The organism is Parasphingorhabdus pacifica, assembly GCF_054779195.1.
Genome location: NZ_BAAGYS010000013.1, coordinates 105,103 through 123,034, shown reverse-complemented (window position 1 = coordinate 123,034; position 17,932 = coordinate 105,103). Strand labels below are relative to the sequence as shown.

The 17,932-nt window shown below is 66.7% G+C and carries 19 protein-coding genes, 2 pseudogenes and 2 riboswitches; of the genes and pseudogenes, 10 read left to right on the top strand and 11 right to left on the bottom strand.

All coding sequences use genetic code 11. The annotated features are described in order from the left end of the window. The 4 genes and pseudogenes from ACYVAN_RS20150 to ACYVAN_RS20135 all read right to left on the bottom strand — a co-directional run. Window positions 1–157 (bottom strand): annotated as a pseudogene (locus ACYVAN_RS20150) (serine hydroxymethyltransferase); the annotation flags it as partial. Between the two features lie 52 nt (window positions 158–209). Next, window positions 210–1,313: a glycine cleavage system aminomethyltransferase GcvT gene (gene gcvT, locus ACYVAN_RS20145; protein WP_460961913.1), complete on the bottom strand. Its 1,104-nt coding sequence runs from the start codon at window positions 1,311–1,313 to the stop codon at window positions 210–212. Between the two features lie 113 nt (window positions 1,314–1,426). Continuing rightward, a riboswitch (glycine riboswitch) is annotated at window positions 1,427–1,529 on the bottom strand. A 1-nt stretch (window position 1,530) separates the two neighbouring features. After that, window positions 1,531–1,626: riboswitch (glycine riboswitch) on the bottom strand. A 129-nt stretch (window positions 1,627–1,755) separates the two neighbouring features. Next, window positions 1,756–2,418 carry a TetR/AcrR family transcriptional regulator gene (locus ACYVAN_RS20140; protein WP_460961911.1) on the bottom strand — a complete coding sequence of 221 codons (663 nt, stop codon included), beginning with the start codon at window positions 2,416–2,418 and terminating at the stop codon, window positions 1,756–1,758. 111 nt (window positions 2,419–2,529) lie between these two features. Beyond that, window positions 2,530–3,831, bottom strand: a complete 1,302-nt coding sequence (locus ACYVAN_RS20135; protein ID WP_460961910.1) for an RNA-guided endonuclease InsQ/TnpB family protein — start codon at window positions 3,829–3,831, stop codon at window positions 2,530–2,532. A 117-nt stretch (window positions 3,832–3,948) separates the two neighbouring features. On the opposite strand from ACYVAN_RS20135, the gene ACYVAN_RS20130 reads away from it, so the two are divergent. The 3 genes from ACYVAN_RS20130 to ACYVAN_RS20120 all read left to right on the top strand — a co-directional run bounded on the left by ACYVAN_RS20130 (window position 3,949) and on the right by ACYVAN_RS20120 (window position 7,053). Continuing rightward, window positions 3,949–5,529 (top strand): long-chain-fatty-acid--CoA ligase, encoded by a 1,581-nt coding sequence (locus ACYVAN_RS20130; protein ID WP_460961908.1) that lies wholly within the window; start codon window positions 3,949–3,951, stop codon window positions 5,527–5,529. Between the two features lie 61 nt (window positions 5,530–5,590). Then, the gene (locus ACYVAN_RS20125) at window positions 5,591–6,769 is read left to right on the top strand and encodes an acyl-CoA dehydrogenase family protein (protein ID WP_460961906.1); all 1,179 of its coding nucleotides are present in this window, start codon (window positions 5,591–5,593) and stop codon (window positions 6,767–6,769) included. Between the two features lie 125 nt (window positions 6,770–6,894). Further along, window positions 6,895–7,053 carry a hypothetical protein gene (locus tag ACYVAN_RS20120; protein ID WP_460961904.1) on the top strand — a complete coding sequence of 53 codons (159 nt, stop codon included), beginning with the start codon at window positions 6,895–6,897 and terminating at the stop codon, window positions 7,051–7,053. 103 nt (window positions 7,054–7,156) lie between these two features. Here the strand turns inward: ACYVAN_RS20120 and ACYVAN_RS20115 are convergent, their stop codons facing one another. From ACYVAN_RS20115 to ACYVAN_RS20090, 6 genes and pseudogenes are all read right to left on the bottom strand, one after another. Continuing rightward, window positions 7,157–7,696 carry a hypothetical protein gene (locus tag ACYVAN_RS20115; protein ID WP_460961902.1) on the bottom strand — a complete coding sequence of 180 codons (540 nt, stop codon included), beginning with the start codon at window positions 7,694–7,696 and terminating at the stop codon, window positions 7,157–7,159. Window positions 7,697–7,785: 89 nt separating this feature from the next. Beyond that, window positions 7,786–8,064, bottom strand: coding sequence for a hypothetical protein (locus ACYVAN_RS20110; RefSeq protein WP_460961900.1), 279 nt, complete (start codon window positions 8,062–8,064; stop codon window positions 7,786–7,788). 9 nt (window positions 8,065–8,073) lie between these two features. Next, window positions 8,074–8,424: a polymorphic toxin type 24 domain-containing protein gene (locus tag ACYVAN_RS20105; protein WP_460961918.1), complete on the bottom strand. Its 351-nt coding sequence runs from the start codon at window positions 8,422–8,424 to the stop codon at window positions 8,074–8,076. Window positions 8,425–8,483: 59 nt separating this feature from the next. Continuing rightward, window positions 8,484–8,720, bottom strand: coding sequence for a hypothetical protein (locus tag ACYVAN_RS20100; RefSeq protein WP_460961922.1), 237 nt, complete (start codon window positions 8,718–8,720; stop codon window positions 8,484–8,486). Between the two features lie 44 nt (window positions 8,721–8,764). Beyond that, a pseudogene (locus tag ACYVAN_RS20095) lies at window positions 8,765–9,178 on the bottom strand (hypothetical protein); the annotation flags it as partial. Continuing rightward, on the bottom strand, window positions 9,120–9,248 hold the full coding sequence (locus ACYVAN_RS20090; protein ID WP_460961920.1) for a hypothetical protein: 129 nt from the start codon (window positions 9,246–9,248) through the stop codon (window positions 9,120–9,122). The gene ACYVAN_RS20090 and the pseudogene ACYVAN_RS20095, both read right to left, overlap by 59 nt. 292 nt (window positions 9,249–9,540) lie before the next feature. On the opposite strand from ACYVAN_RS20090, the gene ACYVAN_RS20085 reads away from it, so the two are divergent. The 7 genes from ACYVAN_RS20085 (at window position 9,541) to ACYVAN_RS20055 (ending at window position 17,297) form a co-directional block, all read left to right on the top strand. Further along, entirely contained in the window at window positions 9,541–10,557 is a 1,017-nt protein-coding gene (locus tag ACYVAN_RS20085) for an Lrp/AsnC family transcriptional regulator (RefSeq protein WP_460961899.1), read from the top strand. Between the two features lie 244 nt (window positions 10,558–10,801). Then, window positions 10,802–11,206: a YbaB/EbfC family nucleoid-associated protein gene (locus ACYVAN_RS20080; RefSeq protein ID WP_460961897.1), complete on the top strand. Its 405-nt coding sequence runs from the start codon at window positions 10,802–10,804 to the stop codon at window positions 11,204–11,206. Between the two features lie 86 nt (window positions 11,207–11,292). Beyond that, window positions 11,293–12,489 (top strand): Tm-1-like ATP-binding domain-containing protein, encoded by a 1,197-nt coding sequence (locus ACYVAN_RS20075; RefSeq protein ID WP_460961895.1) that lies wholly within the window; start codon window positions 11,293–11,295, stop codon window positions 12,487–12,489. Window positions 12,490–12,545: 56 nt separating this feature from the next. After that, window positions 12,546–13,376 carry a phosphoenolpyruvate hydrolase family protein gene (locus ACYVAN_RS20070; RefSeq protein WP_460961893.1) on the top strand — a complete coding sequence of 277 codons (831 nt, stop codon included), beginning with the start codon at window positions 12,546–12,548 and terminating at the stop codon, window positions 13,374–13,376. 82 nt (window positions 13,377–13,458) lie between these two features. After that, window positions 13,459–13,914: an SRPBCC family protein gene (locus tag ACYVAN_RS20065; protein WP_460961891.1), complete on the top strand. Its 456-nt coding sequence runs from the start codon at window positions 13,459–13,461 to the stop codon at window positions 13,912–13,914. Window positions 13,915–13,956: 42 nt separating this feature from the next. Next, entirely contained in the window at window positions 13,957–14,925 is a 969-nt protein-coding gene (locus ACYVAN_RS20060; RefSeq protein ID WP_460961889.1) for an NAD-dependent epimerase/dehydratase family protein, read from the top strand. Then, window positions 14,922–17,297 carry a glycosyltransferase family 2 protein gene (locus ACYVAN_RS20055; protein WP_460961887.1) on the top strand — a complete coding sequence of 792 codons (2,376 nt, stop codon included), beginning with the start codon at window positions 14,922–14,924 and terminating at the stop codon, window positions 17,295–17,297. The genes ACYVAN_RS20060 and ACYVAN_RS20055 overlap by 4 nt, the downstream gene beginning before the upstream one ends. Here the strand turns inward: ACYVAN_RS20055 and ACYVAN_RS20050 are convergent. Then, window positions 17,257–17,742 (bottom strand): GtrA family protein, encoded by a 486-nt coding sequence (locus ACYVAN_RS20050; RefSeq protein WP_460961885.1) that lies wholly within the window; start codon window positions 17,740–17,742, stop codon window positions 17,257–17,259. The two genes, ACYVAN_RS20055 and ACYVAN_RS20050, sit on opposite strands and share 41 nt — an antisense overlap. Window positions 17,743–17,932: the final 190 nt, after the last annotated feature.

Below are 17,932 nucleotides of genomic sequence, written 5' to 3'. Positions count from 1 at the left end.
CCGACCCCTGTGCTTCCAGCACGGACTGCGGCGCGAAGTTCTCCGAGGCGATCATCTCCAGCGTCGTCTGCTGGCGGTCGAGCTCGGCACCAACCGCCGAAGCTACCTCGGGATCCACTGCAGCAAGCTGGCTGTTGAACAGGTCCGATGTCGACATGGTGTTGCCTCCTGGTTCGATCATCGACGGATGGAAACGGTTGCCGGCGCGATCAGGCGCTGCGGCGATAGAACGGCAGCTCGACGACCTCTACCGGGGCGGCTTTGCCACGGATGTCGACCTGCAATGCGGTACCCGGCCGGCTGTGCGCGCGATCGACGTAAGCCATTGCGACCGGGTGTCCGAGTGTCGGGGACGGAGCTCCGCTGGTCACGGCGCCGACCTCGTTGCCTTCGGCGTCGAGCACGCGGTAGCCGTGGCGAGGTGCGCGGCGCTGATCGGTGCGGAGGCCGACCAGAGTGCGCTCGGTCGGCGTCTCCGCGGCGGCGGCCAACGCGGCCTTGCCGACGAAGTCCGAAGGTTTGTCGAGCTTGACGACCCGGCCCAGGTTGGCGTGGAACGGGGTGGAGTCGGTAGACAGCTCGTTGCCGTACAGCGGCATGGCCGATTCGAGGCGGAGGGTGTCGCGGCAGGAGAGCCCAGTGGGCTTGAGGTCGTGCGCCTCGCCCGACTCGAACAGGGCTTCCCACACGGCGGGAGCGTCCTCGAGGGACGTGAACAGCTCGAATCCGTCTTCGCCGGTGTAACCGGTGCGGGCGAGTAGTATGTCCTTGCCCGCGACGCGGCTCGGGTAGCCCGCGAAGTACTTCACCCCGCTGAGGTCGGTGTCGGTCAGCGGTTCGAGGATCGCGACGGCATTCGGCCCCTGGATGGCGATCAGCGCGTACTCATCGGAGACGTCCTCGTGGATCGCGTCGAATCCGGTGACGCGCTCGGCCACTTCGGCCGAGACGACGGCGGCGTTCGCAGCGTTGGCCACGATCAGGAATTCCCGGTCCTGGAGCCGGTAGACGATGAGGTCGTCGATCACACCGCCGTCGGCATTGCAGATCATGGTGTAGCGGGCCCGGCCGGTGGTGATCGCCGAGGCGTTGACCAGCAGGGCGTAGTCCAGTGCTTCGGCGGCCTGCGGACCGCTGATCCGGATCTCACCCATGTGGGTCAGGTCGAACAGTCCGGCGCTGTTCCGGACCGCGTTGTGCTCGGCGGTGTCACCCGAGTACCGCAGTGGCATCTGCCAACCGGCGAACTCGGTGAAATGCGCGCCTAGCTTCTCGTGGATGTCGTGCAACGGGGTTTTGCGGGGCGACGACATTGCGGAAACTCCTCCTTGTGGGCACCGGTCGGCATTCGATGGGCCGGTCAGCTCACTGCGGTAACCATATCCGGGACTCTTCGACGGCGACGGCGCGGGCGTGCGCTGGCCAGAGTCTCCCCGGAGTCATTGGCCTGAGAGTTTCGCCGCGTCGCCGGACGCGGCTTGCACCGTGGGCGAGGAGCACTGACGCTCCTGCTTTTCTCCGTTAGTTCGCCTGGTCCGTGCGGTGACTGAGCCTGAGAGTTTGTTGGGGAGTATTGCTCCTTCGGCGCTCCGTCTCCTTGGACGAAGTCTCTCCCGCACGGTGTCGTTGGCGCGATCTTCTGTTGTCGAGCTGCACGATCTCGCGGCCAGGACGCTACGGAGGGGACTCACCGGAGTCAACCGGACGCGAGAGTGGTCTCACTCGGGTTGAAATGTGCGCGCCCCTGCGCATGGGTCAGGGGCTGTCGGGGGTGGGGTCGGTGGTGTCGCTGGGGTTGGTGAGGGCGGCGTGCAGGTGGTGCAGGCCGTCGACGAGGGAGGCGAGGGCGAGCTCGAAGCTGTCCTGGTCTATTTCGGTGGCGTGCCGGGCGAGCAGGTGCGCCCGGCCGAGGTTGGGGAACCGCTCGTCGTAGATCTCGGCGTCCTCGACGAACCCGCGGGAGAACGAGGCCATCGCGGCACCCACCACGAGGTACTTCGTGGAGGCGCCGATCATGGTGGCGTAGCGCTGCGGCCATCCCGCGCGCACGAGGCCACCGTGGACGGCGTCGGCGCGGCTGAGTGCGGTCTCGCGGCGCGCGGGGCCGGAGGCCATGAACGGCACCAGGTTCGGATGGGCGGCCAGCGCCGCGCGGTACGAGCGAGCCCAAGTGATCAGGCCGGTGTGCCAGTCGACGTCGAAACCGGATACGTCGACGTCGGCCATCACCGAGTCGGCTATCTCCTGCAGCAGGGCGTCCTTGGTGGCGACGTGGTTGTACAGCGAGGCCGCCTTGACCCCGAGCGCATCGGCGAGCCTGCGCATCGACAGCGCTTCCAGGCCCTGGGTGTCGACGATTTCCAGGCCGGACTCGCGGATGCGCTCGGGGGAGAGCAGCGGGTTGGTCGGCCTGGGCACGGGTCACCTCCGGTTCGCTTCCGGGGCTTTCCCGGAGCTGCGTCCAGTGTGTGACCGGGCGGCCTTGCGGTCAGCGCCGGGGTGACTCTAGAGTCGATAAAACTAACGTCGTTAGTTATGGCCGAAGACGGAGTCGCCCGACTCCGCCCGGCGACGCGGTATGGAGGTCGGGAGTTGACTATTCCCCGTCCGGAACTGAAGGGCGAGGTTTCCCTTCGGGCTCGCGCCCGAAAGTTCCTGCTTCCTAGTCGGCTGCCCCGTCCGGGAGGACTCCCGTTGAGGTCTTACACCGGCTCCACAGGCCGACACCGCCAGCCCGGCGGCCAAGATGTTTTTCGCGGCGTTGACGTCGCGGTCGTGCGTGGCACCGCACCCGGTGCAGGTCCAGATGCGGATGTGCAGCGGCATCTTCTCGGCGAGCCTGCCGCAGGCCGAACACGTCTTGCTGGAGGGGAACCACCGGTCGACCGCAATCACCTCGCGGCCGTACCAGTGGGCCTTGTACTCCAGCATCGAACGAAACTCCGACCACGCCGCGTCGGAGATCGCGCGTGCCAGGCTCCGGTTGCCCAGCATGTTGCGCACCTGAAGGTCTTCGATCACGACCGTTTGGTTATCACGGACGAGTCGAGTCGTCACCTTGTGCAGGTGGTCGTTCCTGCGGTCGGTGATCTGCGCGTGCACACGGGCCACCTTCCGACGAGCTTTGGCCCGGTTGTTCGAGCCCTTCTCTTTGCGGGATATCTCCCGCTGAGCCTTCGCCAACCGGGCACGGTCGCGGCGTTCGTGCTTTGGGTTGATGACCTTCTCGCCAGTCGACAGGGCCGCCAGCGAGTCCAACCCGGCGTCCACTCCCACCGCGCTGTCGGTGGCGGGCAGGTGCTCAACGCTGGTTTCAACGAGGATGGACACGAACCACCGGTCGGCCCCGTCGCGGGACACGGTCAATGTGGATGGCTCCGCCCCCTCAGGCAGCGGTCGGGACCACACGATGTCGAGTGGTTCGCGCATCTTCGCCAACGTGATCTGGCCGTTGCGCCACTTGAACCCGGACTTGGTGTACTCGGCAGACTGACGCGACTTCTTGCGGGATTTGAAGCGCGGGTACTTCGCACGCTTGTCGAAGAACGCGGTGAACGCCCCCTGCAGGTGCCGCAAGGTTTGCTGCAACGGCACCGAGGACACCTCGCTGAGGTAGGACAACTCCCCGGAGCGCTTCCAGTCGGTCAGCATCGCCGAGGTTTCGGCGTAGTTCACCCGACGTTGTTCGGTGAACCACGCACGGGTCCGCGTTTCCAAAGCGAGGTTGTATGCCTTGCGGACACAGCCGAACGTGCGCAGCAATTCCTGTCGCTGCTGCGCAGTGGGGTAGAAGCGGTACTTGTATGCCCGCTTCACCCACGTTCGACTCATGCTTACATGATGGCACGTTTGTACGTGAAGCCGATCTTCGGGGTGGTCACTCAAGAACACTCGGGATCGACTCCTCCTCCCCGGTGAACGCCGGGATTTCCGCCGATTGGAGAAAAGATGACCCAACGGGAGCACGCCCCGGTGCGGATGACCATGTCGTTGGTCTCGGTGCTGGCGGAACCCGCGCGTGCGCGGCCGCAGCAGGCGGCCGTGATCGAGGACGACACCTCGATCAGCTATCGGGAGCTGTGGGAGCAGGTGCGCGGCCACGCCGCCGCGCTGCGCGATCGGGGTGTGGAACCCGGTGACCGCGTGGCGATCGTGGCGCCGAACGTCATCGACTTCGTGCGCTCCTACTACGCCGTGCTCACCCTCGGCGCGGTCGTCGTGCCCGTGCCGCTGCTGTTGGTGCCCGATGAAGCCGCCTACCTGCTGAGCAATTCAGGGGCCAAACTCGTCGTCGCCCACACCAGCCAGCTCGACCTCGCTCGGGAGTCCGCTCGCCGCTCGAGCATCCCGGTGGTCACGGTCGGGGACACGCCGAGCGATCCGGCCGAGGAGTCGCTGACCGAACTGGCGGCCCTCGCGAAACCGGTGCCCAGCTTCACCACCCGGCAGCCGGAGGATCCGGCGGTCATCTTCTACACCAGCGGAACCACCGGCCGCCCCAAGGGCGCGGTGCTCACGCACCTGAACCTGGTGATGAACGCGACGGTGAACGCCTTCGACGCGAACGGCACGACACCGCAGGATCGCGTCCTCGGCTGCCTGCCGCTGTTCCACGTGTTCGGGCAGACGGTTTCGCTCAACACCACCTTCCGGGCCGGTGCGACGCTCGTGCTGCAGCCGAAGTTCGATCCCGCCGATGCGTTGCGACTGATCAGCGAACACGAGATCACCCATCTCAACGGTGTGCCCACGATGTACATCCGGATGCTGGAGGCCGCGTCGGACGGCGTGGAGGCGAACAGCCTGCGGCTGTGCATCTCCGGCGGAGCCGCCCTGCCGGTGGCGGTGCTCGAACGCTTCCAGGAACGGTTCGGCGCCGAGATCCACGAGGGCTACGGGCTGTCGGAGACCTCGCCGACGGCCACCGTGAACCAGCCGATCCACGGGACCCGCGCGGGCACCGTCGGTCACCCCATGTGGGGCATCGACGTGGAGATCGCCGCACCCGAGGTCGAGGAGCGGATCGAGCTACTGGACGTCGGCGAGGTCGGTGAGGTCGTCGTGCGCGGGCACAACGTCTTCGCCGGCTACCTCGACAACGAGGAAGCGACCGCGGCGGTCGTGGTGGACGGCTGGTTCCGCACCGGCGACCTCGGGCGCAAGGACGACGACGGATTCCTGTCCATCGTGGACCGCAAGAAGGACCTGATCATCCGGAACGGCTACAACATCTACCCGCGCGAGGTGGAGGAACTGCTCATCCGCCACCCGGCGGTCGCGCAGGTGGCCGTCATCGGGGTGCCCGACGAGCAGCGCGGTGAAGAGGTGTGCGCCGTCGTGGTCGCCGAGGACGGCTCCGCTCCGGAGGTCGCGGACACTCTGGAAAAGACGATCATCAGCTGGGCAGCCGAGCAGACGGCCCACCACAAGTATCCCCGACGGATCGTCTTCGTCGACGAGCTCCCGTTGGGGCCGAGTCACAAGGTCCTCAAGCGCGAGCTGCGCGACCGCGTGGTGGGCAAGTCCTAGAGCGTTTCCGGTGGCTTCGCCGCCGACCGTCGAAAACCATTCTCGGAAAGGAAGCAAGCACATGGTCGACTTCGCCCTGTCGGAAACCGAGCGTGATATTCGGGACTGGGTCCGCACGTTCGTCCAGCGCGAATTGATGCCGTTGGAGTCCGACGTGCTGCGTCGCGAGCGGGCCGGTGAGCCCGGACTCCCGAAGGAGGACCTGAAGGCCCTGCGTGCGAAGGCGCGGGAAGCCGGTTTCTGGGGCGTGCAGACGCCCGAGGAGTACGGCGGAATGGGGCTTTCGGCTGTGATGACCGCGCTGGTGGAGGTCGAGCTGGGGCGGACGTTCGTACCGTTCTCGTTCGGCGGTTACGCGGACAACATCCTCTACCACGCCAACGAGGAGCAGAAGCAGCGCTACTTGCTGCCGACCATCGAAGGTGAGCGCAAATCGTGCTTCGCCATCAGCGAGCCCGGCGCCGGATCGGATGCCAAGAACATCCGGGCCACCGCCTACAAGGACGGCTCCGAATGGGTGATCGACGGGGAGAAGACGTTCATCACCGGCGGCAACGACGCGGACTTCACCATGGTCTTCGCCGTGACCGACAAGGAGAAGGGCGCCGACGGCGGCGTCACCTGCTTCCTGGCCGATCGGGACATGGGCTGGAAGTCCGAGCCGATCGAGATCATGGGTGAGTTGGAACGCAGGCCCGCCGCACTGGTCTTCGACGGTGTTCGGGTTCCCGAGGAGAACGTGCTGGGCGAGGTGGGACAGGGCTTCGCGTTGGCCATGCAGTGGATCGGACGCGGGCGCTACCTGCTGCCCGCCCGCGCGCTGGGTGGTTGTGAGCGGCTGCTGGAAATGGGGCTGGACTACGCCGGCAACCGGCACACGTTCGGCGAGCCCATCGCCGATCGCCAGGCGATCCAGTGGATGATCGCCGACTCGGCGGTGGAGATCGAAGCCCTGCGCTGGCTGGTCCTGCAGGCCGCGTGGCAGGTCGATTCCGGCGGGGATTCGCGGCACGCGCAGTCGATCGCCAAGCTCTACGGTGGCGTGCGGGCCAACGAGATCGTCGATCGGGTGCTGCAGATCCACGGCGGTATGGGCTACACGCGGGAACTGCCGATCGAGCGCTGGTACCGCGACCTGCGGCTGCTTCGGATCTTCGAGGGCACCGACGAGATCCAGCGGCGCACCATCGCGCGGAACCTGCTCAAGGGCCACGCGTCGATCAGTGGAGTGCTCGGCTGACGATCACGCCGGGTGCGCAGCGTCCCGGCTCTCGCCGTGGGGAAGGGTCGACCCCGGACGTCGGTTCCTGTTCTGGCCGGCCTGGGTAGGCTGGTGATGGACTCGACGAGATCTTGGGAGCTGACATGTCTCTGTTCAGGAAGCTGGCTACCTTCGCCAAGAGCCCGCAGGGGCGCATGGCGATCAACAAGGCCAAGAAGTACTACGAAGACCCCAAGAACAAAGAGAAGATCGACCAGGTCAAGAACAAGATCACCGGTAAGGGCAAGGGCAAGGGCTACTGATCGGTGGTACGCGCCGGGGGTTCGAGCGAGCGCGCTCGAACCCCCGGCGTCGTCATGCGGATGGCGGGTAGTGGAAAGCCACGATCGGTTCGTCGGCTTCGTCCTATTCCCCGGGTGCGTTGCTCAGCTGGGCAAGTGCGGCGTCCGCGGTGCGGGAGGTGAGGTCGGTGAGGGCGACGTGCTTCGACCGGTTCTCGTTCCGTGCCGTGCGCAGTGCGCTGGGGAGGTCCGTGAGCAGTTGCTCGGCCACCGGGCGGTTCTTCACCCACAGTTGCTCGAACTTGGTGAGGACGACCGTCTCGGCGCGAGTGAGATTGATCGCTTTGCTCACGGTAGTGGCGCCGGGGCTGATGGCGTGGAGCAGCATCGGTAGGTCCCGGATCGCGCGCACGTCGACTTCCTGTGGGGGCGTGGCTGACAACGCCGCGAATTCGTCGCGCAGGGATGGCGGCAGGTCCACGTGCACAGCGGTGCGGACGTCCTCGGCAGCGGGGAAGCGCCCGGCCGGTAGGTCGTAGACGACAGTGGCGTCCTGCTTCGGCGGTGTCGAGGCGCTGTAGAAGGTGAGCTGCGGCCCGTACGAGTTCTCGTCGTCGTAGACGTCGACGACGAACTCCCGATCCGGGAAGCGCAGCTTCAGCAAGCCGCGCCAGCACTCCGCGATACTTTCGACGAGCTGGGAGAGATCATCTTCGTAGGAGGCGGTATCGCACCCCGAGAAGATGTCGTGGATTATGTGAGGTTTCCTTTGGCTTCGGCGCGTGGAATGTTCCCGCTGAAGTGTTCAAGCCATTCGTCGACGGATTTTTTCTTGCCCGGGTTTAGAGCGTTTTCGAAATCGGAAGCAAAGAGGCCTCCGCGGTACTCGATAAAATTCGGACAAAAGAGCCATTGAGCCGATATGGCGAACTCGATGCCTTCGCCTTGTCCTAGGTGGTCGGTCGGTGTGAAGTATTCTCCGTTGAGGTCACGCCACGGAGTAAGGAACTCAGGGAAGTTTCGTCGATTCACGGTTCCTCCTCAGGGCGGGCTTACATGCGGAGTGTCGACTCCACCGTGGGGTGATCCCGCCAAATCTACGCGTTTGATGATGTATCCTTTGTCGTCATATACTGAATAATTGGTAATTTCTCCCGTGTGTGGATTCTGTTTGTATAGGACCTGGCTTGGTTCTGCTGTCAATGGGAACTTCCCCCGGTTGCGGCCAGATTGCGTCCACTCGGTGCCGTGCGCGATGAGTTCGCGGGCGTGTGGGAGTGGCGCGTCGCGCTGGTAGATCGGCTCCGGAGGAGGTGGAGGCGGCGGTGGTTCGGCGTCGCCGAACAGGTCTTCGAAGATGCCTGCGATCTCGAGGCCGGTCTCCTTGAACACTCGCGCGATGGTCTTGAGCAGTGGTCGGAGGGCGTTCACGACCACGCGGACGAGCTGGCTCAGAAACTGCGTGATGTACGGACGGAGCATCGGAGCAGGGCGCTGATCAAGGGCCCGATGAACGCGACGTTGGCCGTGTTCTTCCGGATGTTCTGTTCCTGTTCCTGGCCGGCCGCGAGCACGTCCAGGATCGATGACTTGCTGCTGAGCGTGGCTCGCGCGAGCGCGTCGACGGCGAGAGCGGCTGCTTCGCGGCGGCTGAGCCGAAAGCCAGGTGGGCGTCGAGCTTCGACCACCGTGCCGAGAAGGCGTCGATGGACCGGCCATGGTGCGCGGATTCAACTGTTCGAGCGATGGCCAGCCCGTCCTCGCGCAACCTTTCGAGTCGGTCTCCGATCCGGCGCCATCCGTTGGCCAACTCGAGGAGCCGGTCCTCGTCCGCCTCCGGCCAGCGGCCACCAACTTCGTCCAGCAGGGCCCCGAGTTCCAGTGGCAGCGCGACGCTCACGGCCGCCCAGCAGACGTCGCAGGTCGTCGGCCTGCGCGCGGTCGATGGCTTCGGTATCCCTAGCGGTGGCTTCGAGTGCGGCGCCGGTGTCGCTGATTCCTCCGGCCAGTGCGCGCAGTGCGTGGGAGGCTGCCTCGACGACCTCGAGATAAGCGCCGCGGAAAGAACTCCCCACTTCGTCGTTGCCTCACGCCGAATCCCCGCCGCCGACCGCGTGGAGCGAATCGCGGTCGGCGGCGAGGGCATCGCCGAGATCACTCAACTCCCGTCCGGATTTCCGCAGTCGCGATGGGGTGATCGAGAACATCTCCGTCATTCCGTGTGTCTCCCCGGCCCTGTTTCCCTCACCTGTCCGGGTGAAACCGTACGTAGGTGATCAGCACCCTTGCGGGGAGTTCGGAACAAATCCGCGTCGAACGGGGCAATCCTGGGGGCCGCGGGTAACGTCAACCGTCCGCGCCGAGGAAGGCCCACACTCCCCGGTCCACTCGCCCCTCCGCGAGGTCGCCGGCTCGTGTTGGTCTGGCCGCTGACGTTTGCCGGGAGAGCTCTGGACAGGGCGGACGAGGACTGTCAGTCGCACGATTTTTCGCTTACAGTTCCGATCCGTGCACGAATCTCCCACCGTCGACGAAATCGATCTGAGCCTCATCCACGCGCTCCAGATCAGTCCCAGGTGCACCTGGTCCAGTCTTGCCGGAGTGCTGGGGACCGCTCCTTCCACCCTGACTCGCCGCTGGGCACGGCTCACCCGTGAAGGCCTCGCCTGGTTCAGTTGCTACCCGGTGGGCGAACGAGGACGCGGCGCGGATGGCTGGCAAACGGGCGCGTTCGTGGAGGTCGAGTGCTTTCCGGGCGATCGCGGGTCGGTGATGGACGCCCTCGCGGGCATGAATTCGGTGTGGAACATCGACGCCACCTCCGGGCGACGCGAGCTGATGCTGACCGTCATGGCGAGCAGCATCCTCGAACTCGACGAGGAGGTCGCCACGTCGATCGGCACGGTCGCCGGTGTCCGAGCGACGCGGACGCACTTCTTCCGACGAATCTTCCGAGAGGGGTCGTCCTGGCGACTGGACGCGCTTTCCCCCGCACAGCAGCGCGCACTGTCGCCGGCAGCATCGCGAACGGTTCCTGGCCGGCTCTCCGACCGGGACCGCGAAGTGCTGAAGATGCTGGGGCCGGACGCGCGCGTGCCCGCTTCCGCGGTGGCCGCGCGACTGGGTTGTTCGGTCGGCACGGCGGGCCGGTGGGTTGATCGTCTGCTCCGCTCCGAGCAGGTGTCCGTCCGCTGCGAAGTCGCTCACTACGTCGCGGGTTGGCAGGTAGCGGCGACGTTGTGGTTGGACGTGCCGCAGGAGGATCTGACGCGCGTCGCGACCGGGATCGGGCGTCTTCAGCAGGTCCGGCTGTGCGCGACGATCGGTAGCGAAGCCAACCTGGTGGCGCAGGTCTGGCTGCACCGCATGGAAGACCTCGACGGTTTCGAGGAGTTCTTGGCCACCGAGTTCAGCGGTTCGCGCGTGCTCGACCGGTGGATCACCCCTCGATTCGCCAAGCGCCTCGGTCACGTTCTGCATCCCGACGGGCGTCGGTTCGAGTTCGTGCCCCTCGTCGCGGATTGACTTCCGCGGGCGTCGACAACGCATCCGCGGCCCCGGGAGGGTCGGTGGTCGGGGTCGGGGGGCCGCCCGGTTGAGCGAAACCCCACGCGGTTGGCCGCTCCGGTGTGGCAAAGTTCGTCGAGGTCATCTGCGTGCGGCAGCGCGCATGGACGGCAGCCCGCACAGGCAGCGATGCATACAGGCAGCGATGCACACAGGCGGCAGCGCACATGAACAGCAGCGCGCATCGACGAGGAGGTTCGTGGTGGAAGGTTCGTTCTTGGAGGACTCGGGTGCCCATGCCCGGAACGACGCTGCGGCGGGCTCCGACGATGCGGGGAACGCCGTGCTGGGACGAGGTGACTCCGCCGACGGGATGGTCCGCGTCACCGTCACCGAGCAGGGACGTGTCGACCACGTGGATCTGTCCCCGGACCTCCTGCGGCCCGGAGCGGACGGCGCGTACGCCGAGCCGGACGCAATCGGTGCCGGGATCGCCACCGCGGTCAACGCCGCGCTGGACGACCTCGCGGTCGAACTCCGGTCCGGTTCGGACGGCTTCGACGAGCTGGAGGCCAAACTGGACGCGGTGACCGCCGGTTTCGAGAACGCACTCGGAAAGGTGGCCGACGACCTGGCCAAGGCGCAGAAGCGCCTGGAGGAGTCCTGAAGATCGCCTGAACAACGTACTGCGCGATTCGGCGATCGCTGAGTAGGGTCATCGGCGACCGGAACATCATCGCCGTGGAGGGCTCGATGGGCAATGCGTACGTAGTGGGGACCTTCGATACCAAAGGTGCCGAGCTTCGCTACGTCGCCGGGCTGCTGGCCGCCAAGGGGCTGTCGGTGGTCACAGTGGACGTGAGCACCTCCGGAGGTGCGTCCGATGCCGACGTCAAGCCCAACCAGGTGGCCGACTACCACCCGCAGGGGCACTCGTCGGTGTTCACCGGCGACCGCGGCTCGGCGGTGACGGAGATGGCTACGGCCCTACGGGTGTTCCTGCCGAGGAAACCCGTCGACGGAGTGATCGGTCTCGGCGGTTCCGGGGGCACCGCGTTGATCGCGCCCGCCATGCGCGAGCTCCCGGTCGGCGTGCCGAAGATGATCGTCTCGACGGTCGCCTCCGGTGACGTTTCGGCCTACGTCGACGCCAGCGACATCGCCATGTTCCCTTCGGTGACCGATGTGGCCGGCCTCAACCGGATCTCCCGCCGCGTGCTGGCCAACGCCGCCCACGCGCTTGCCGGGGCGGCGCTCGATCCGGTCCGGGAGGGCGAGGGCAAGCACGCGTTGGCCCTGACGATGTTCGGGGTGACCACACCGTGCGTGAGCGCGCTCGCCTCCCGGCTCGAAGCGCGTTACGACCCGCTGGTCTTCCACGCGACCGGCACCGGCGGCCGCGCGATGGAGAAGCTCGTCGACGACGGACTGATCGAGGCGGTCCTCGACGTCACGACCACCGAGGTGTGCGACCTGATCGCGGGTGGCGTGATGAGCGCGGGAAAGCAGCGGTTGGACGCCGTCGCGCGCACCGGGGTGCCCTACGTCGGTTCGTGCGGGGCGTTGGACATGGTGAACTTCGGCGCCCTGGACTCCGTGCCCGACCGATACCGCGATCGCCTGTTCTACGAGCACAACGCGCAGGTCACCCTCATGCGGACGACGCCGGACGAGTGCCGCCGCATCGGCGAGTTCATCGCCGCCAAGCTCAACGAGTCGCAGGGACCGGTGCGGTTCCTGATCCCGGAAGGCGGTGTGTCCATGCTGGACGCGCCGGGGCAGCCGTTCCACGATCCCGAAGCGAACGCGGCGTTGTTCGAGACCCTGCGCAGCCACGTGCGGCAGACCGCCGATCGGCACGTCGTGACGGTGCCGCACCACATCAACGACCCGGAGTTCGTCGACGAGTTGCTCGCCGCCTTCCACGAGGTATCCGGCCCGAGGGTCTGACCGCGCTTCAATCGGCGGACTCGTCCGCGAGCACCACGACGACGGCAAGGAGAAGGATGTCCTCGTTCACCAGAGCCGAACTGATGAGGCACTTCCACGGCAAGGTCGCACGCGGTGAACCGCTCATCGGTGGTGGTGCGGGCACCGGCCTGTCCGCCAAGTGCGAGGAAGCCGGCGGTATCGATCTGATCGTCATCTACAACTCGGGGCGCTACCGGATGGCGGGTCGTGGCTCGCTGGCCGGACTGCTCGCCTACGGCAACGCCAACGACGTCGTCGTCGACATGGCCAGGGAAGTGCTGCCGGTCGTCCGGAAGACACCGGTCCTCGCGGGGGTCAACGGTACGGACCCGTTCATGCTCACCGATCGGTTCCTCGCCGAGCTGCGAGATCTCGGATTCGCGGGGATCCAGAACTTTCCCACGGTCGGGCTCATAGACGGCACCTTCCGGGCGAATCTGGAGGAAACCGGCATGGGCTACGGGCTCGAAGTCGAGCTGGTCGCCGCTGCCCGGAAGGCCGAGTTGCTCACCACCCCGTACGTGTTCTCCGCCGAGGACGCACGGGCGATGACCGAGGCGGGGGCGGACATCATCGTCTGCCACATGGGGCTGACCACTGGCGGTGCGATCGGTGCCGGGACGAGCAAGACGCTCGATGACTGCGTCGAACTGATCGACGAGTGCGCCCGAGCGGCCGCAGAGGTGCGCGACGACGTGCTCGTGCTCTGCCACGGCGGCCCGATCTCGACCCCGGGCGACGCCGCCCACGTGTTGGCCCGCACCGCCCGCTGCCACGGCTTCTACGGGGCGAGCAGCATGGAACGGCTGCCCACCGAGCAGGCGCTGACCGAGCGCACCAGGGAGTTCACGGAGATCACGCGGTAAGCGGCGAACGGCGGGCGGAGCGAGTCGCTCGTGGATCGGACGGAAGCGGACAACGAACCAGTACCACAGTGAGGAGCCGATCATGGCGAAGTCCTACGCGAGCAGGTTGATTCCGGCCTCGGCCAAGGAAGTGTGGGCGGCGATCCGCGACTTCGACGGGCTGCCGCAGTGGCATCCGGGCATTTCGAGCAGCACTCTCGCCGAGAACGCTCACGGCACCGAGGTGGGTGCGGTCCGGATCCTCGTGCTGGCCGATGGTGCCGAGGTGCGCGAGCAGCTGGTGGCCCTCGACGATGCGGAGCGCACGCTCACCTACGACATCCTGAGCGGGCCGTTCCCGGTTCGTAGTTATCGGGCCACGTTGCGTGCGTTTCCCATTTCGGGTTCCGACCAATGCTTGGTCGAGTGGTTCGCGCACTACGACGCGGACGCCGTGGACGAGGCTGACCTGGATAAAACGTTCGCGGAAGGTGTTTTCGGGGCTGGACTGCACGGGCTGAACAAGAAATTCGAAACTCGAAACTCGACCGATACCTAGGCTTGAAGCGAAGCCGTCCGGCGGGCCGATAGAGTCTGGCGCGTGCCAAGCAGCGTGACTCCTCTCTCAGCAGACACCGCCGCCCCTACTGGTGGGGTGGTCGTGACAGGTGGTTCCGGGTTCGTCGGAAGGTCCGTGGTGCGGGCCTTCCTCGAACGTGGCACCCCGGTGACGGTCATCGACCAGCAGGAGCTGCCCGAGTCCCTCCACCACGAGCTGGTGACACACGTGGCGGGCGACCTGGCGGACCCCGCGGTCCGGGAAGCGGCGGTGCTCGAAGGCACCGCCGGAATCATCCACCTCGCCGCGATCACCTCGGTCCTGCGCTCGGTGGACAAGCCGGCCGAGACCTACAAGGCCAATGTCGAGATCACCCACGAGCTGCTCGAACTCGCGCGCAGGCGTGAGGTCGGCCAATTCGTCCTCGCCTCGACGAACGCGGTCGTCGGTGACATCGGCCGGGGAACCATCTCCGAGGACCTGCCGTTGCAACCGCTCACGCCCTACGGCTCCACCAAGGCAGCCTGCGAGATGCTGCTGTCCGGCTACGCGGGTGCCTACGGCATGGCGACCACGGCGCTGCGCTTCACGAACATTTATGGTCCGGGGATGGGGCAGAAGGACAGCTTCATTCCGAGGCTGATGCGTGCCGCACTGTCCGGCGACGGTGTCGAGGTGTTCGGCGACGGTTCGCAGAGCCGCGACTTCGTGCACGTCGACGATGTGGTCCAGGGAATCGTGGCCGCCTTCGACAAGCAGTACACCGGTACCGCGATCATCGGTTACGGGCGGTCGATCTCGGTGCTCGAACTGATCGAATCGGTTCGGGAAGCGACCGGCGAGGCCCTGCCCGTGAACCACGTGCCCGCCAAGAACGGTGAGATGCCCGCGGTGATCGTCGACGTGGCCAAGGCGCAGCGAGAACTCGGCTACACGCCTTCGATGGGACTCACCGACGGCCTGCGGACGGTCTGGGAAGACTTCCGGGCAGCCGCCGCCGGGCGGTCATGATCTCGCGGCTGGCGCAGGCGCTACGCCGGCACTGGCTGCTCGCCCTCTTCATCCTGGGGGGTGTGGTGCTGCGCGGCGTCGTGCACCTCGCTTACCAGCCAGCACTGCTCTACATCGACTCCTTCCGCTATCTCAGCGACCTCGGAGTCTTTTTCCCGGGCGGGATCAACCCGATCGGCTACGAGTTGCTGCTGCTCGGACCGTTGCTGCTCGTGGGCGATCTCGGGTTCGTGGTCATGGTTCAGCACGGGTTGGGGATCGCGTTGGCGATCGCGATCTACGTGCTGCTGCTGCGCTTCGGGACCAGGCGCTGGATCGCCGCGCTGGCGGCGGCGCCGGTGCTGCTGGACGCGTACCAGCTGCAGATCGAGCAGAACATCATGTCCGATCTGCTGTTCCAGATCCTGCTGCTGGTCGCGATCATCGTGCTCACCTGGCACGGGACGCCCGGACCGCGGGTCGCGGCGCTCGCGGGGCTGGTGTTGGCGGTCTCGGTGCTGGTGCGGATCGTCGGTCTGACCCTCATCGTTCCCGCGGTCGTCTTCGTGCTGCTGGCCGCCGGGCTCCGTCCGCGCGACGGTTGGAAGCGTCGGCTCCGTTCGGCGGGGGCGCTGGCCGGCGCATTCGCCGTGGTGCTGGCCGGCTACGGCACGTACCACGCGGTGTGGACCGGCACCTTCGCGTTGGGCGGGTCGACCGGCAGCGTCGTCTACGGCCGTACCGCCGTGGTCGCCGACTGCGCGAACCTCGACCTGACGCCGGCGGAGCAGCTGGTCTGCCCCGAAGAGCCGGTAGCGGAGCGCAAGCTCAACGGAATCGACCACTACATCCACTTCTTCCCCGTGGAGGACCGGGTTGCCTCGCTCCCCGGCGACGTGGACCCCGTGGCCGTCGAGGGCTCGTTCGCCAAGAAGGTCGTGTTCAACCAGCCGATGGATGTGATCGGCGGGGTGGTGCGGGACTTCCTCAAGGGCTTCGCTCCCACCCGCACCCAAACGCCCGGCGATGTTCCCCTGCACCGCTGGCAGTTCCAGACCACCTATCCGATGTACGAGCCGGAGTGGTACGTCACCGAGTGGGCCGAGCTCTACGACGACGGCGTCATTTCGGTGAACCAGGACCTGGCCGGGTTCCTCCGCACCTACCAGCTCAACGGCGGCTACACCCCGGGTACCGTCCTCGGTGGTGCGCTGGTGATCGCGACGCTGGCGATCTTCGGGGTGGGCAGGGCACGCCGGTCCGGGTTGCGCGCCGTGTGCCTGCTCCCGGTCGGACTGGTGACCACCGTCCTGTTCACCGCGGCCGCGATGGAGTTCTCGTGGCGATACCAGCTTCCCGGACTGGTCCTGTTGCCGCTGGCCGGTGCACTCGGGATCACGGCGATCTTCGGCGGTCGTCGCGGGCAGGACACCCGGAGCCCCGACGGCGCTCCCGACAGCAGCCCCGACAGCGACAGCACCCCCGACTCCCAGACTCAGACTTCTCCCCCTCCCAGTGAAGCAACGAACGTTTCGAAGGAGCCCGACATGTCCGCGCCCTATCCGGACGAGGTGGACCGAGCAGCGCTCGATGACTACGCGGACCGCTTCGGCGACCGTAAGCTCGCGCCGGTGGTGGTGCTGATCGCCGCCTACAACGAGGAAGAGGCCATCGGGGGAGTACTCGACGGCATTCCCACGGAGAGCTGCGGTCTCGCTGTCGACACACTGGTGGTCGTCGACGGCGCTCGGGACGCCACCGCCGAGGTCGCCACGGAGCACGGTGCGCAGACCTGCGTGGCCCCGCAGAACCGGGGGCAGGGGGCCGCGTTGCGTCTCGGCTACCGGCTCGCCGCCGAACGCGGGGCACGATACCTGGTCACCACGGATGCCGACGGGCAGTACGACATCGCAGAGATGCCGAAGTTGCTTCAACCGCTGATCGACGGCGAGGCGGACTTCGTCACGGGATCGCGCCGGTTGGGTCGCAGCGAGACCACCGACTGGTTGCGCCGCGCGGGGACGTACTTCTTCGGCTGGTTGGTCAGCGTCCTGACGCGCCAGCGCATCACCGACACGTCGTTCGGCTTCCGAGGCATGAAGATCGAGGTGCCCAACGCGGTCACGCTGGAGCAGAGTCAGTACCAGTCGTCCGAGCTACTGGTCGGCGTGCTGGCGCGGGGTTACCGCGTGCTGGAACAGCCGATGACGATGCTGGCTCGTGCGGCGGGAGAGAGCAAGAAGGGCAACAACATCCTGTACGGGTACCGCTACCTGCGGGTCGTACTGGGGACGTGGTGGCGCGAGCGCAGGGCGGGCGCGAAGGCCGACTCGGTGTCGACGGGTGAGACGTTCACCGAGCCCGCTGCGGCGGGCGATCCCGGTCGGCTGTGAACACCAGCCGGTCGAAGAGGAAGAACTTCACGACGAACATCAAGAGGTAAGTGCCGAGGAAGGCGCCCCAGACGATCGCGACCTGACTGGGACGCGAGTCGGGAAACGTCGACCTGGCCAGGGGTTCGGCGTTGCTCGTCGCCGCAGTGGCGAGCAACGCGGTGCCCACCGAGACGATGCCGAAGCGGAGCAGTTCGCCGCGGAGCCCGGCCCGGGTGCGGCTGCCCCAGGTCCGGCGGTTCAGCAGGAAGTTCGGAACGGCTCCGGACAACCAGGCGAGCACGGTTGCCACCGCGGGGAGCGCACCGAGCGAGTACGAGCCGATGAAGACGAGCTGGCTGAGCACGGTCGCCACCAGTGAGGCCGCGGCGAACCTGGTCACCAACCGCCGATATCGGGCGAGCCGGGGTGTGTTCGTCGGTGGTGTGTCGGGGGCGTGCGGCACTGTGTTTCCTCTGGTCTCGGCCATCGGGGGGAGTTCGGGCGGAGGTGTCCACCGCCGGAAGCGGCGTCCCCTCGCCCGAGCGGCGCGGGTACGGTGTGCCGCCGATCTCCGCAGGCCTATCCTATAGCGAAGCTGAACACCGTTAATTCGACCGTAGGCCACTTCGCGTGTGGCGGATCAGATGAGAACA